This is a genomic window from Okeania sp. SIO3B5, assembly GCF_010692555.1.
Classification (GTDB): Bacteria; Cyanobacteriota; Cyanobacteriia; order Cyanobacteriales; family Microcoleaceae; genus Okeania.
In genome coordinates, this window is record NZ_JAAHHG010000044.1 from 1 (window position 1) to 16,055 (window position 16,055).

General features: G+C 35.5%; 9 protein-coding genes. 5 read left to right on the forward strand and 4 right to left on the reverse strand.

Annotated features, from left to right (window positions below; all coding sequences use genetic code 11):
- Positions 1-145 precede the first annotated feature (145 nt).
- The gene (locus F6K54_RS08875; protein ID WP_293076609.1) at positions 146-475 is read right to left on the reverse strand and encodes a hypothetical protein; all 330 of its coding nucleotides are present in this window, start codon (positions 473-475) and stop codon (positions 146-148) included.
- A 1,426-nt stretch (positions 476-1,901) separates the two neighbouring features.
- Here F6K54_RS08875 and F6K54_RS08880 point away from each other — a divergent pair.
- The 3 genes from F6K54_RS08880 (at position 1,902) to F6K54_RS08890 (ending at position 12,305) form a co-directional block, all read left to right on the forward strand.
- Complete coding sequence (locus F6K54_RS08880; RefSeq protein WP_293076611.1) at positions 1,902-5,474, forward strand: PAS domain S-box protein; 3,573 nt, start codon at positions 1,902-1,904, stop codon at positions 5,472-5,474.
- Between the two features lie 925 nt (positions 5,475-6,399).
- Positions 6,400-9,507: a UPF0182 family protein gene (locus F6K54_RS08885; RefSeq protein ID WP_293076613.1), complete on the forward strand. Its 3,108-nt coding sequence runs from the start codon at positions 6,400-6,402 to the stop codon at positions 9,505-9,507.
- 743 nt (positions 9,508-10,250) lie between these two features.
- On the forward strand, positions 10,251-12,305 hold the full coding sequence (locus F6K54_RS08890; RefSeq protein WP_293076615.1) for an SUMF1/EgtB/PvdO family nonheme iron enzyme: 2,055 nt from the start codon (positions 10,251-10,253) through the stop codon (positions 12,303-12,305).
- A gap of 398 nt (positions 12,306-12,703) precedes the next feature.
- On the opposite strand, the gene F6K54_RS08895 is transcribed toward F6K54_RS08890, so the two are convergent.
- The gene (locus F6K54_RS08895) at positions 12,704-12,841 is read right to left on the reverse strand and encodes a hypothetical protein (RefSeq protein ID WP_293076617.1); all 138 of its coding nucleotides are present in this window, start codon (positions 12,839-12,841) and stop codon (positions 12,704-12,706) included.
- Positions 12,825-13,058, reverse strand: coding sequence for a hypothetical protein (locus F6K54_RS08900; protein ID WP_293076619.1), 234 nt, complete (start codon positions 13,056-13,058; stop codon positions 12,825-12,827). The genes F6K54_RS08895 and F6K54_RS08900 overlap by 17 nt, the downstream gene beginning before the upstream one ends.
- Before the next feature lie 530 nt (positions 13,059-13,588).
- Here F6K54_RS08900 and F6K54_RS08905 point away from each other — a divergent pair.
- A complete protein-coding gene (locus tag F6K54_RS08905) occupies positions 13,589-13,918 on the forward strand; it encodes a tetratricopeptide repeat protein (protein ID WP_293076621.1) in 330 nt (109 codons plus the stop codon).
- A 102-nt stretch (positions 13,919-14,020) separates the two neighbouring features.
- Here the strand turns inward: F6K54_RS08905 and F6K54_RS08910 are convergent, their stop codons facing one another.
- Positions 14,021-14,482, reverse strand: a complete 462-nt coding sequence (locus F6K54_RS08910) for a Uma2 family endonuclease (protein WP_366558084.1) — start codon at positions 14,480-14,482, stop codon at positions 14,021-14,023.
- A gap of 613 nt (positions 14,483-15,095) precedes the next feature.
- Here F6K54_RS08910 and F6K54_RS08915 point away from each other — a divergent pair.
- Positions 15,096-15,965 (forward strand): carbohydrate ABC transporter permease, encoded by an 870-nt coding sequence (locus F6K54_RS08915; RefSeq protein ID WP_293076623.1) that lies wholly within the window; start codon positions 15,096-15,098, stop codon positions 15,963-15,965.
- Positions 15,966-16,055: the final 90 nt, after the last annotated feature.

Below are 16,055 nucleotides of genomic sequence, written 5' to 3' on the forward strand. Positions count from 1 at the left end.
GTCGCGGGCTGGCAGTCCGAGACTCTAAACGGACGTGGAGGCAAGCGTAAGACTACCGCCAAGGTAGCAGCAGCCTGTGAAACGTCAACCCGCCGAGGAGCTAAGGCTCGGTAGGAATCCCCGTGCCTTTAGGCCGGGGAGGATGTCAACAATCCTCGCAACTAATTGTATGTTGTGTATATTGGTTTTCTCCATTATTATCAACATAACTCTCAACATACATCCCAGCAATTGAAGGACAAATAATCCAAGGAATTCGGGGATTATCGGCTGCCATAGCCCATTTATAACAACCGCCACCGGATTCCCCTAGCCCGCCATCACAACTATCAAGAGCATAGCACTGTTGCTTGTCAACATTGCCTTGGGGTGCAGCAACCCAGGTGTATTGGCCTGTATAGTTTTCCATCCAATAACATCCGGAGGAGTCAGCTAAACTGATATCTGTCGATACCAAGAAGGATACAACTACCATAAGACAGGATAGCGCAAATACCAGAGCAGATTTTGTCATGTCCTTCATTTGATTAATCAATCTCCTAAATTAAACTTTTTCTCTTATTATTATTAAAGTTATCGGAAAAGAATAAGAATAACTACTTAAGCCATTTCTATAATTAGTGGGAAATAATTAGGGCTTGCTGATTAAATATCGCGCGCATTGACTGAAATTGGTTTTAGGCTTTTTATGTCTGGAAAAAGTATGAGCTTTTCAGCAAGTAATGGTTAAAAAAGTGAGGATTTTCGGGTAGCAAAAGCCGAAAAATCACTCTGACTATTGTTTTGGCCACTGACTATGTAATTCCCATTTATTCTACGTCCTAACTACTCCCTTTTTCCCCTCCACGGTCGGGATTAGGGGTGGGTCCCTACTACCTACAAAGAGCAAAAAGACTTTTCATACGCAAACCCTAATTATAAATTATAATTAACTTATCCTTAGCTGTGAAATTGTATAAATGGATATGGTTGACTACTCCCCGCAGCTATTACCGAGGGGATTCTAAGTTGATACTACGCAACACCGATAAATCCTTGTTGCTTCGTTTCTTCTTAGCTGACCAAAGATATATTCTTTGGGGACAAGTCAAGGTGCCCCTACACAGTCGGCTTAAGTAGGGGCGATTCGCGAATCGCCCCTACTGCTTTCTGCTTACTTTTGTCTAAACATTTGTATATCCAGATAATAGCACAGGACAACTAAAGTTGTCCAGTCTAAACGACTCGCTTGTTTTCATCCCCCGGTTAAAAAACGCTTGCTCTCAACGTCGCTTTTCGGTAAAAGTGACTGATATTAATCAAGGATCTGATAAAAAATTTCATTATTATAGTGTGACGCGCAAGGCAGCAACAGGGGAATACAAAAGGGTTTCAGCTTTTATTTATGTCAAACACCTTAATGCGTAGTGCTATATTAAGTTTTGTTTGGGTCAACTTTAAAATTTGGCGTTGGTGAATCAAACTATTAATTTAAGATATTTGGGCGAACCTTCATTAATGGATAATGGATAATTGATGATAGATAATTGATAATTACCTCTGGTTAAAACCGTTACGGAATTGAATATAAGGAAATATTATTTCTTCTCTTGGTCCATTGGATATGGTTAGGAAACCCATCCATCCCTCGACCGCTTTTTTCCCTTTAAAAGGGGATGTTTTAAACCAGAATTATTTAATTATTAATTATTAATTATTAATTATTCGGTAATCAAGATCTGTAGGGAAGTTGCATGCAACGTCCCTACCTATTTCCTATTTCCTATTCTCTGTTCCCTGTTCCCTGTTCCCTGTTCCCTGTTCCCTGTTCCCTGTTCCCTGTTCCCTAAACACGAAAATCATAGCTAAATTCACCAACGCCTAAAATTTCAACTTCCTATATAAATTTGGTAGTTTAGGCTATGAATAATCCTCATCAATATATTGCAAATAGTCAGGAAATATGCCAAAACATTATCACATCTATGGAAAGTGTGTTGTGGTCAGTTGAACCATTAACAAAAAATCTTCTTTACCTTAGTGATAGTGCTGAAATAATCTACGGAAAACCAGTATCTGATTTATTAAGAAATCCTCACTCCTGGCTAGAAGTCATTTATCCTGAAGATCGGCAAAAAGTAGAAGATTCTATAGCTATTATTAGCTCAAATAAATTCTTAAAACTACAATATCGGATCGTTCGTTACTCTTCTAGTTCTGAACAAGAAATTAGATGGTTAGATGTTCGAGCTAAACTTATTTGTAATACTTGCGGTGAACCGGTAAGGATCGATGGTATTTCAACAGATATAACTAACGATAAAATATCAACTTTTCAGGAAATTGTAGAAGATGATAGTACAAAAAAATCTCCTATTTTACTTTTCAATCATAGTCTTATAGAAAACTATAATTTTCAATTATCATATCTCGCCAGAGACGGGAAAAAACATATATTTGAACATCATTTTATTGAATTATATAATTTATATAGAAAATACAGGAAAAAATCATGGGTTTCACCAACTAATTATTTCAATAAGATGTCAACAACTTCCTTTGAAAAAATATGTATTAATCAATATGGCGATCGATACTTGACTCAAATAGAACGAAATATAGACCGCGATTTGGAGGAATATAAAGCTGTACTAAATATTTTAAAAATAGGATTTTTTGTTACAGATAATATAGGTAATTTGATTGAAATTAATCGCAAAGCAAAGCAAATTTTTGGTTGGCAACGACAGGAAACTAAGTCAATCAAAGCTGCTAAATTAGAGTTAAAAATAATCAGATATGATGGCACAGAGATGCCAAAAAAAGAATATGCTTGGATTGTAGCTTTTAGAGAAAAATGTACTGTTGAAAATTTACAAATGGGAGTGGTTCAAGAAAGTAAAGAAGTGATTTGGCTTAGTGTGACATCTACTTTTATATCGAGTTTAAATGACATAATTATTACAACTTATGTTGATATAACAGAATGCAAAATAACTGAAGAAAAATTAAAAAAATCAGAGCTTAAGTACCGTGCATTTATGCAAGATGCAGGTGAGGCAATTTTAATTGCTGATTTACAGGGAAAGATTATAGAAGCTAACTCTAAAGCTACAGAAATATTGGGTTATCAGAGAGAAGAACTTGTGCAAATGCACGCCAAACAAATCCATCCACCAGAAATACAGCAAAAAGTAATAGCAACAATACTGGAAACAGCAAAAAAAGGTAAAAATGTTATACCAAATATTCTGGCTTTGAGGAAAGACGGAAATTGGGTTTGGGTAAATATTATTTATAAAATTATTCACTTAGAGAATGATGAAAAATTTTATCAAGTAATTTTTCAAGATATCACTTCCTATGTTTTAGCTGAAGCAGTACTAAGAGAAAGTGAAGAAAAATTTCGTGCGACTTTTGAACAGACTGTAGTGGGAATATTTTTTGCTAATTTATCAGGAAAAATATTCCGAGTGAACCAAGCATTTAGGAATATTTTGGGATATAGTAACGCCGATTTATCAAAGTTAAATTTGATAGATATTATTTATGCAGAAGAACAGCAAGATTGTGAAATTAATTTACGCTCTCTTATGACAGAAAAAATCAAAAATTATGCAAATGATAACCGTTTAATTCACAAAAAAGGTAAAATTATTTGGTCATATTTGAATATATCTTTAATCAAAACTTCCCAAGAACCAAAATATTTAATTGGCTTGATTAAAGATATTACTCAGCGCAAACAAATGGAATTGGATTTGAAAAAAAGTGAAGAACGTTGGGAATTAGCGTTGCGCGGTAATAATGATGGTATATGGGATTGGAATATTAAAACTAATGAATGTTTTTATTCAATTCGTTGTCAAGAAATTTTAGGTTATACAGAAACGGGAATTTTTAATCATATAAATCATTGGAAAAGTCGTATTCATCCTGATGATATTAATTTAGTAATACAGTCTATTCAAGAACATCTTAATCGTCAAACACCGTACTTTACTGCTGAATATCGTATCCGATGTAAAGATAATACATATAAATGGATTTTGGATAGAGGTCAAGCACTTTGGGATGAAAAAGAAAACCCATTGCGAATGGTAGGTTCCTACACCGATATTACAGAACGTAAACAAGTAGAAGACTATCTACAAAGACAGACTCAACAAGAACAACTAATTCGTAAGATAACAGAGCGTATTCGCCAGTCTTTAAACTTATCAGAAATTCTACAAAAAGCTGTAGATGAAGTGCGAAATATTTTACAGGTAGAACGAGTAATTATTCAACGAAAAATGTTAGATAAATCTATCCTTGTTTTAGCAGAATCTTTAACACCAGGAAAATACTCAATGTTAGATTGGGAATTTAATGATTATATAATTACAACTCAACAGCTTATACAAGAAAAAAAATCAGATAAAATTCTAGCGATCGCAGATATTTATCAATCCAAAGTGAAGCTATGTAATACTAATTTATTAGATTTTTTCCAAATAAAAGCTTGCTTAATTATGCCAATTTTTATCCAAAAATCTACAACTCTTGAAGAAGGAAGAAGGAAGAAGCGGTGCGACCCCGCGTCGGCGGCAGACGCAAGCGGTCAGACCCCGCGACGACGCCAGTCGCAAGGGAATGCTGGCCAAGAGAGGGAATGCGCACCAAGAGAGGAAGAAGGAAGAAGCAAAAACTGGATGGGGCAAACCCTAGCTAATTGTCAACATCGTGTAGACGATGGGATATTAAATCCAAAAGAAAAAGATCAAGAAAAAAGTTTAGTTGTTGGAGTTAATCCTACTAACGATGATACATTTTGGGGAGTATTAGTTGCTCATAACTGTAGCGAGAAACGCCAGTGGAAAAAATGGGAAATAAATTTATTATACCAGTTAAGAATTCAACTAGAAATTGCTATTCAACAATCAGAACTCTATCAACAACTGCAAAATGCTAATCAAGAATTATATCAACTTGCTACATTAGATGGATTAACAAAAATAGCTAATCGACGTTGTTTTGATCGATATTTAGAGAGAGAATGGTTACGTATAGGGCGAGAGAAAAAAACATTATCTTTAATCATGTGCGATATAGACTTTTTTAAAAAATATAATGATACTTATGGACATCAAAAAGGTGATGAGTGTCTTCAGCAAGTAGCAAAAGCTATCTCGAAAGTAGTCAAACGTCCTACAGATTTAGTAGCTCGTTATGGAGGAGAAGAATTTGCTATTATCTTACCTAATACTAATCTAGAAGGAGCAATTCATATCGCCAATATAGTTCAGCAAGAAGTATATAAATTACAGATTCCCCATCGAAATTCACCAACATATCAACAAGTTACCCTAAGTTTAGGAGTATCTAGTATTATCCCTTTCCCTGAAGCTACTTATAAAAGTTTAATTGCAGGAGCAGATCGAGCACTTTATCAAGCAAAACAAAAAGGTAGAAATCAGGTGATTCCCTATATAGGTGATATAATTGTTAATTAACTAAAGTATCAAATCTAAAATTGAAAATCATCAAATATAATTTTTGATGAGTTTTCCTAGTACATGACTACCTTTTATAGCTAATGTATCTAATATCAAAACCCATATTTTATACCACTTAAAAAAAAAGGATGTTATGAATAATAAGTGCTATTAAAAGACTTGATATGAAATGTATATTGAACGAAAAAGATAATTTACAACATCAAAAATGGTATTATACCTATTAATTATGACCTAAGCATTTCTTGCGGAATGCTGCGCAAACAGCACTTAGCTAGCTTCCTACAGAGGAGCTTTCCTAACGTTAACAGCTAATAGCTGAATGTTATATTCTGACTCCTGACTCCTGACTCCTGACTCCTGACTTCTATAGCGTTTCCAAATGAGATGTAAATCTAGATTGAGATTTGTTCTAATAAAAAAGCGCTGTATTGAGTACCATATATCTTTATGTTTACCACTATGTTAATACTGTTTTTCCTTCTTTACTATTCCCTCCATACCTATTCCCTATTCCCTTTTTAATAGGACTCAGTTTCCACATCCCAAATAAAAACGCTATATGAGATGTAAATCTAGATTGAGATTTGTTCTAATAAAAAAACACTGTATTGAGTACCATATATCCTGATGTTTACCACTATGTTAATACTGTTTTTCCTTCTTTACTATTCCCTCCATACCTATTCCCTATTCCCTTTTTAATAGAACTCAGTTTCCACATCCCAAATAAAAACGCTATATGAGATGTAAATCTAGATTGAGATTTGTTCTAATAAAAAAGCCCTGTCTTGAGTACCATATATCCTGATGTTTACCACTATGTTAATACTGTTTTTCCTTCTTTACTATTCCCTCCATACCTATTCCCTATTCCCTTTTTAATAGAACTCAGTTTCCACATCCCAAATAAAAACACTATATGAAATTTAATATTCTTTACAGACTAAAACTTAGGTCATCCAAAGTACTAGAAAATCTCAACTTCCTACAGATAGTAACTATATTTCTCATTCTATTAGGATTGTGGGTAATATTTGATTTATCTACTAACATATTGGCTGAATTTTTATGGTTTGAAGAACTTAATTATTTGCCCGTACTAATAACTAAATTACAAACAGAAACTTTGCTATGGATAATTACTTTTGTAATTGCATCAGTCTTCTTTTTAGCAAATTTCAGACTAGCAAGTATATTTAAGTATCAAAAAAATCACAATCGAAAAACCGAAGTATATGAAGAAATGATGCTAATTCCACCAGTAACTATGCCATCAAGTAAGTTGCGTATTGAACCCTCATTTAATCTAGGCTGGTTGTTATGTTTAGTATTAGGATTAATTTTATTCATAGGACTGATTCTAACTCATTATATTCAGGTATTTACTGATTACTGGCATCCTGATTTCACAGTTGCGAAAGTATCTCCACAAATTCCTTCAGCATTTAGCATAGAATCAATGTGGCAAATACTCAATCAAATACCGTCTAACTGGTGGCTATTAGGATTATTTATTGTATTAGGTATTATTGTCATTATTAATCCTGTATTATGGTTAAGTATATTTGGGATAGTTCTAAGTTTAATTTTTAGTTTTATTCTTTCAAGTCATTGGGGAAATATATTACAACTATTTAATGCTACTCCCTTTGCTAAAAGAGAAGATTTATTTCATATCAATATCAGTTTTTATGTTTTTCAAATTCCCTTCTTACAATTATTAAAATTTTGGTTAATAGGATTATTTTTATATGGACTGGTTGCTTGCACTCTGATCTATTTATTGTCTGGAAACAGTCTAAGTAAAGGCAACTTTTATGAATTTTCCCAACAACAACAAAGACATCTTCATGCTTTAGGTGGAGGATTTATATTAACCGTAGCCTATAGTTACTTTCTAGCTTGTTTTGAATTAGTTTATTCTCAGCGTGGTGTCATCTATGGTGCTGGTTATACAGATGTCAAAGTTCAGCTTCCTGCTTATATATTTTTGGCAGTTTTAGCATTATTAATCGCATTATTTTTGTTTTGGCAAGCCATTTTTTCTATTAAAGATATTCAACCTTATATTGAAGCCAGTCTCCGATTTTTACGTTTGACTCGAAGAAGGAAAAAAAAGAAAAAATTGAGTGCAAAATTATTTGCTGATAGCTATTCATTAAGAGCTATCTTAACATGGTATTTAATCATCGCAGTAGTAATTGGTTGGTTATTACCAAAAATTGTACAAATAACTATGGTACAACCTAACGAAATAGACAGAGAAAGTCCATATATTAAACGTAGTATTAAATTTACTAGAGAAGCATATTTCGATCCAGAAAAATTAGAAGTAAAACTATTTGATCCAGAAAATCAACTTACCTATACTGACTTAATAAATAATAAATTAATCATCGACAATATTCGTCTTTGGGATACAAAACCAATTTTACAAACCAATCGACAATTACAAGAAATCAGACCATATTATGAATTTAAAAATGCCGATATAGACCGCTATACATTTCTGAAGAAAAAAGAAGAAAGAACAAAAAATAATCCTACCCAAAAACAACAAGTAATCATCGCAGCTAGAGAACTAAACTATGAATCTGTACCTCAACCAGCACAAACTTGGGTTAATGAACATTTAGTCTATACTCATGGCTATGGTTTTACTCTTTCTCCAGTTAATCAAGTTGAAAAAAGTGGATTACCAGAATATTTCGTTCAAAATATCGGACCAGATCCAACTTTTGAAAAAAATAGTACCTTAGAAGTATTAGAAAGAATTAGATTCAGTATTCCTATTGGTAAACCTAGAATTTATTATGGAGAACTTACCAATACTCATGTAATTACTTCTACTGCAGAAAAAGATAGAGAATTAGACTATCCCAGTGGGGAAACAAACACCTATAACACTTACAGTGGCAGTGGCGGTATCGTCATCGGTACAAGCTGGAAAAAATGGGTATTTGCTAAATATTTAAAGAACTGGAGAATGTTATTCACTAATGAATTTATACCTCAAACCAAAGTCTTATATCGCCGCAATATTAATGCCAGAGTTCGAGCGATCGCTCCGTTTCTACGTTACGATAAAGACCCATATTTAGTAGTAGCTAATCCTCAATTCGATCAACAAGATGTTACTCAAACAACTCCCAGTTATCTCTACTGGATTTTTGATGCTTACACTACAAGCGATCGCTATCCTTATTCTGACCCAGAAAATAACGAATTTAACTATATTCGTAACTCAGTAAAAGTTGTAATTGATGCCTACAATGGCTCAGTAAAATTCTATGTAGCTGACCCCAAAGACCCAATTATTAAAACCTGGAAAAAAATATTTCCTAATATGTTTTTTCCCATAGAAGAAATGCCAACAAGTCTCTATACTCATATCCGTTATCCAGTAGATTTATTTAAAGTACAATCCGAACTATTGGAAACTTATCACATGGATGACCCCCGTGTATTTTATAATCGGGAAGATTTGTGGCGAGTACCTATTGAGATTTATGGTAATCAACAGCAGAAAGTAGAACCTTATTATTTAATTACAAAATTACCAGCAGAAACTTCAGAAGAATTTATTCTTTTTCTACCCTATACTCCAGCAAGTCGTAACAACTTAATTGCTTGGTTGGCAGCTAGATCAGATGCGGAAAATTATGGTAAGTTGCTGTTATATCAATTCCCTAAACAACGACCAATATATGGTCCTGAACAAATAGAAGCTTTGATTAATCAAAACCCAGAAATATCCCAACAAATTTCTCTTTGGAACCGTCAAGGAGCAAAAGCAATTCAAGGAAATTTATTAGTAATTCCAATGAATCAATCTTTGCTCTATGTAGAACCAATTTATTTAGAAGCAGAGCAAAATAGTTTGCCAACTTTAGCTAGAGTTATTGTTTCTTATGAAAACCGAATTGTTATGAAACCAACTTTAGATGAAGCATTAAAAGAAGTTTTTGAAGTAGAACCATTAGAACAACCTTTAGTTGTGCCACCTTTGGAATTGGAATTGGAATAAGAAGGAAGAAGGAAGAAGGAAGAAGGCAGAAGGAAGAAGGCAGAAGGCAGAATAGGACTTACACAAATTAACCTTGAAAACGCCATATGTAGGGGCGAATGGCATTGCCTAGCGCCAAGCTCCGCTAACGCCCTCACTTGATTTAATTTCCCTCCGTAAGTCCTGAAGAAGTTAAATTTATTCTGTCTAAAACTAATAACTGATAACTGAAAAAGCTGATAACTGATAACTGATAACTGATAACTGAAAAAAGGGAGGTTGACAAAAAAACTTGACATGGTACTATATTCATAATGGAAAAGGTGCGCTCATATATACTCAAATAACTTAGGCCAAAAAAACCATACTTGCCTACTAAAATAATGAATAATTAATAGTGAATGAGTTTAATTCTTTAATTGCTAATTGTTGAAGAATAGTTGATAACTGATAACTGAATAAGAAGAAGTCTAATAACTGATAACTAATAACTAAAAAAGCTGATAACTGAAAAAAGGGGGGTTGACAAAAAAACTTGACATGGTACTATATTCATAATGGAAAAGGTGCGCTCATATATACTCAAATAACTTAGGCCAAAAAACCATACTTGCGTATAATGAATAATTAATAATGAATGAGTTTAATTGTTAATTGTTGAAGAATAGTTGATAACTGATAACTGAATAAGAAGAAGTCTCATAACTGGTAACTAATAACTAAAAAAGCTGATAACTGATAACTGAAAAAGCTGATAACTGAAAATGCAGTCTGGAAAAATCCTGAGACAACGTTACAAAATTATCGGGTCTCCTCTAGGAAGAGGAGGATTTGGAGACACCTACTTAGCTGAAGATTTAGATTTACCAGAAAATCCGAAATGTGTGGTTAAACATCTTAAACCTAAAAGTTCAGACCCAGGAATTTTGCCTGTTGCCCAAAAGTTGTTTGAGAGAGAAGCAAAAACCTTATATAAATTAGGCAAAGGCTCAGACCAAATACCAAAATTATTTGCTCATTTCCAGGAAGGAACAGAATTTTACTTAGTACAGGAATATATAGAAGGGCACGATATTAGTAGGGAACTTACGCCAGGGAAAAAATTAAGCGAGTCTTATACTATTACCTTACTCAAAGGAATATTAGAAGCATTAGCGGTAGCTCATCAAAATAATATAATTCACCGAGATATTAAGCCACAAAATTTGATGCGCCGTAAGTCGGATAGCAAAATAGTATTGATAGATTTTGGGGCGGTTAAAGAAATAAGTGTATTAACTACAGCTAACCAACCAGGTGCAACAACTTTCACTGTAGCAGTCGGAACCCCTGGATATATGCCAAGCGAACAAAGTAGAGGACAACCAAAACTAAGTAGCGATATCTATGCAGTGGGAATGGTAGGAATAAAAGCACTGACTGGTAAAAACCCAGAAAATTTACCAAGAGACTCTAAGACAGAACATATTATCTGGCGAAATGAAGCAAAAGTGAGCGATCGTCTGGCAGATATATTGGATAGGATGGTACATGAATATTTTCTGCTGCGTTATGAAAATGCGATGGGAGTATTAGAAGCGTTAGATATTCCAACTCCACCAGTACCTACACCACAACCAACTCCAGCACCTACACCTACTCAAACAAAAACAGTAGTACCAAAACTCCAACCTCAACCTAATAAAACTAGAAGACAAATATTGACATTAGGAGGTTTAGCAGGAGGTGGGTTTGTTGCAGCAATGTTAACTAAAGATTTGTGGAGTGGAACATCTCCAGAAAGTATTTCTACTTCCCAACCAACTCTAGAAGAGCCAACACCAGAACCGTCCACTTCTCCTAAACCAACACCAGAACCTTCTACTTCTCCTAAACCAACATCAGAACCTTCCACTTCTCCTAAACCAACACCAGAACCTTCTACTTCTCCTAAACCAACATCAGAACCTTCCACTTCTCCTAAACCAACACCAGAACCTTCCCCTTCTCCTAAACCAACACCAAAATTTTCTATTCAGACGTTTACTACCATCACAGTTAACAGTAGAGGAGAAGAAATAAGTAGTCGTGAAGGTCAAGCAGAAGTAATGACAGAAAACTTCAATGGAGTCTCCCTAGAAATGGTAAAAATTCCCAGAGGTAGATTTCTCATGGGGTCTCCAGAGACAGAAGCAGGGAGAAGTGATAGTGAAGGTCCGCAACATTATGTAGATGTGCCAGAATTTTTCATGGGAAAGTATCCAGTCACTCAAGCACAGTGGGAAGCAGTTATGGGAAATAATCTTTCTCACTTTAAAGGTGCGAGTCGTCCTGTAGAAAAAGTAAGTTGGAACGACACCACAGACTTTTGTCAGAAACTCTCAGAAATAACAGGAAAAAAGTATAGTTTACCCAGTGAGAGTCAGTGGGAATATGCTTGTCGAGCAGGAACAACAACACCATTTTATTTTGGCGAAACTATAACGTCTGAGTTAGTTAACTTTAATGGCAACTCTACTTATGCTGATGCACCGAAAGGAATATATCGTGAAGAAACAACAGATGTGGGAATTTTTCCACTTAATGCTTTTGGTTTGTACGATATGCACGGGAATGTCTGGGAATGGTGTCAGGATGTTTGGCATGATAATTATGAAGGTGCGCCTACTGATGGTAGTGCTTGGGAAACTGGAGGTAATAGTAATAGAAGAATGCTCCGTGGCGGTAGCTGGTACAACGGTTCTAAGGTTTGCCGGACTGCCGGGCGCAACTATGGCAGTGCAAACCTCCTCGACTTCCGTTGTGGTTTTCGTGTCGTCTCGTCTGTCTCTGGTTCCTAGGAATCTTCCTCTTTATTCTTTTCCTCTTTTCCCCTTATCCCTCTTTTTCTTTTCTCTGTTCCCTCCCGCGAATTAATCCGTATATCCGTGCCATAATCCTTGTGAGCTTTTCCCCTTTTTCCTCTTTCCTGCATCCATCCGTATATCCGTGCCATAATCCGTGTGAGCTTTTCCCCTTTTCCCTCCCGCAAATTAATCCGTATATCCGTGCCATAATCCGTGTGAGCGCATCCGTGCCATAATCCCTGTGAGCGGAAGTCAGGGCAAGACCATGATTTTGCCACAGATGCACCGATAAATATAGAGATGATTAATCTGCATTTTGTGGAGCTAAAAAAAAAATCGACGCTGAAAGGAATTTCCCCTTGCATCCACAAAAAAATCATAGTACTATGTAATTATTGGGGGTTGCTCGTACCTACGCATGACTTTTTATTCAACCCAAAAACATCGCCAGACACAGATTTTGCCACGGATGTACGGATAATTATGTTGCCTAGTAGAAGCGATCGCTCAACTTCAGAGAAAAAAATCATCTTGTGAAGCACCAACCAACAAAAAATCATTAGCAGGAGAAATATAGAAGCGATAGAACGACCTTCCGCTGTCGCGATCGCTCAGGCTTACAGAAAAAAATCTCATTCTGTGAAGCACTATAAAGAAAAAGTCAGTGGTAGAAAGATTTGACTGTTCCATCACAAGGCAAAAATTTTGCCCAGCCAGAAAGAGAGTATCTGCATTTTGTGTAGCCACTAAAAAAATCGGCGTCGAAAGGAATTTCCCCTTGCATCGGCAACAAAATCATAGTACTATGTAATTATTGGGAGTTGCTCGTACCTACACCTGACTTTTTATTCAACGCCAAAACATCGCCAGACACAGATTTTGCCACGGATGTACGGATAATTATGTTGCCTAGTAGAAGCGTACGCTCAACTTCAGAGCAAAAATTCATCTTGTGAAGCACCAACAAAAAATCATTAATCGTTTCTACTAACCACTGTTCATATTCATTTTCATACAGGGATATTACAGCGCTTTTCGCTCTTGATGAACCATATCGTCATAACCAAAACCCTGTAGGGACGTTGCATGCAACGTCCCTACTGTGGTCTACTGAAATGAAAACCGCTGTAAATTACTTTTAACTGTCATTTTTACCTCATATTATTGATAATAACTTTGTTTGTTTTTGTAGATATACAGTATTCACAAAGGTCATCCACTCTTTCAATAACTAATTGTTGTAATTCTACAATATTTCTAAATTTCTAATAGAAGCGGTGGAAGAAGGGATAACTTGGTTCAAAGACAAAGGTTCATCAACAACAACTATGGCTGTTGAAGCTAATGACAATCAACAGGCCATGAAAACACAGCAACCCAATGTTTTTCTAGGCTTAGGCAACACTCAGTGTGAGCAAGGAGATTTTGCGGGAGCGCTCCCTTACTTCCAGAAGGCACTCACACTCAATCTTCAACAGTCTCTGGATATCTACATAAATTTCGGGGATTCCTTTAGTCAGTGCGGAAGATTTTCTGAGGCAATTGCTGCCTACCAAGAAGCGATCGCGTTAGAATCAGACAATCCCCACATTTACATTCACACCTAAATTAACTTTGCTTTCTGGAAAATTTGCAGAGGAGTTAAACTTAACTCAGGTAATAAATCATTCCCTAAACTATCTTCCCCTTGCTTCGTTTGTGGAGGAGAATCAGGATAAAAAACGGTGATGAGTCTTAACCTTTGTATCAATTAACCAAACAAGGGATACCCCTGCTTTTAGATAAGCTTCTGCTTTCTCACTCTTGTTACTAAAAGATTGAGCAGGTGATATAATTTCTATGACTAATTCAGGGGGAATGGGGCAAGCATCATCTTCTAATTCAATCTCCCCTAACTTATCATAAGATATATAGAGTAAGTCTGGAATCGGACACCAATCTTTGTCATTTCGTTTTAAGCGAACACACCATTCGATACCAACTTCCCCCTTATCTTGATTCCAATCTTCAAGAATTGAGGATAAAGCAAGTGTGACACGGGAATGATAACGTAATGGTGACATTTTTTGAATTAATTCTCCATCGAAATATTCATAGTTTTCACTAGCTAAAGGGGATGACAAAAATTCATCCAGTGTGAGCCTTTTTTCTTGGATAGCAGTCTTGGACATCCTTGGAATTCTCCTAATTAAGTAGAGTTAATACAGTATAATGTTCTTGACCAAAAAAAAAGGTCTCAAGCCTCCCCTTTTAAGGGGATAAAAAAAGAGAATATTCCTTATGTCAAGCCTCTGGGAATAGCTGCGAGGTACTGTTAACTGTTAACTGTTAACTGTTAACTGTTAACTGATAACTGATAACTGATAACTGATAACTGATAACTGATAACTGAAATGACACTCTCACCGTTAAATCACAGCTCCTAGCTCCGCGCATAACGCTATACAGATTTTTCAGCTTTGGGTTTCTTCTCAAAGACTTGAATATTGGGATTCTCCAGTTTAAATCCATTCTCTGTGCTTTCTCCCATTTTACCACTAATTGCAGCAACTCGGGGGTTGAGCCAGAATAGCTAAAAGCTTTAAGTTATATCATGTCCGGTTGAATAATTAGACTTTGGTGGAAGGAAGGCAGGAGGCAGCTATGCTGGAGGCAGAAGGTTTTCTCTCATTGTCACCTTAATTCTATACACGCTCCGATGCTACCGGACATGATATTAAGGGGAAAAAAAGAAATAATATTTCCTCATCAACTCAATAACTGCTGTAAATAAGGAATACAAAAATGTCTATAGCTGAAAAATCATCATCAAAAAATCAATCATCAGTAAAAGTTAGCAGAATTATTCTATGGGTAAGTGTAGTTTTAATTGTCATATTTTTCCTAGCCCCTGTTTTATGGCAATTACTCACTTCTTTCAAAACAAATGAGGCAATATCAGCAGTTCCTAATATCTATTTCCCCACTCCCAATCAATTAACTTTTGACCACTATCTTAGTTTGGGTTTGGGTTTTCTCCGCTATGTTTTTAATAGTGCTTTTGTGTCTATTATTTCCACAGTTATTTGTTTAGGAATAGGAGCCCCTGCTGCTTATACTTTAGCACGGTTAAAACTCCCTGGAGAAAATATCATTCTTGCCTGCATTTTAATCGTCAGTCTATTTCCCTATGTATTATTATTTTTGGGTCTGTTAGAAATTATTAAATCTCTTGGTTTAGGTAATAACTACATCTCTCTAATTATTCCTTACACTGGGATAAATTTACCTCTGACAATTTTGGTCTTAAGAAGTTTTTTCCAACAGTTACCAAAAGATTTAGAAGACTCAGCCAAAATAGATGGTTACAGTACAATTTCTATGTTGTGGAATATCATCTTACCTCTAACAATTCCAGCATTAGTAACCACAGGAATTTTAACCTTTATTTTTGCTTGGAATGAATTTATTTTTGCTCTGACTTTTATTACTCGTTCCGAAATGTATACTATCCCTGTTGCAGTAGCTCAAATAGGTGGTACTTCTGTATTTGAAATTCCCTACGGCCCCATTGCTGCTGCAACAGTAATAGGTACATTTCCTTTATTAATTTTGGTATTAATAGCTCAACGTCGAATTGTTCAAGGTATTACTGCAGGAGCTGTCAAAGGATAACGAAGTCAGAAGTCAGAAGTTATATAGAGGGCCGTCGGTAGGGGCGATTTCCTAGGGAATGCTCCGCAAACGCGAATCGCCCCTGCTGCT

Excerpts from the sequence above, each read along its gene's own strand:
- F6K54_RS08880 (WP_293076611.1), top strand. The coding sequence starts at position 1,902 with ATGAATAATCCTCATCAATATATTGCAAATAGTCAGGAAATATGCCAA.
- F6K54_RS08885 (WP_293076613.1), top strand. The coding sequence starts at position 6,400 with ATGAAATTTAATATTCTTTACAGACTAAAACTTAGGTCATCCAAAGTA.
- F6K54_RS08875 (WP_293076609.1), bottom strand. The coding sequence starts at position 475 with ATGGTAGTTGTATCCTTCTTGGTATCGACAGATATCAGTTTAGCTGAC.
- F6K54_RS08890 (WP_293076615.1), top strand. The coding sequence starts at position 10,251 with ATGCAGTCTGGAAAAATCCTGAGACAACGTTACAAAATTATCGGGTCT.
- F6K54_RS08915 (WP_293076623.1), top strand. The coding sequence starts at position 15,096 with ATGTCTATAGCTGAAAAATCATCATCAAAAAATCAATCATCAGTAAAA.
- F6K54_RS08895 (WP_293076617.1), bottom strand. The coding sequence starts at position 12,841 with ATGATTTTTTTCTCTGAAGTTGAGCGATCGCTTCTACTAGGCAACATA.
- F6K54_RS08910 (WP_366558084.1), bottom strand. The coding sequence starts at position 14,482 with ATGTCCAAGACTGCTATCCAAGAAAAAAGGCTCACACTGGATGAATTT.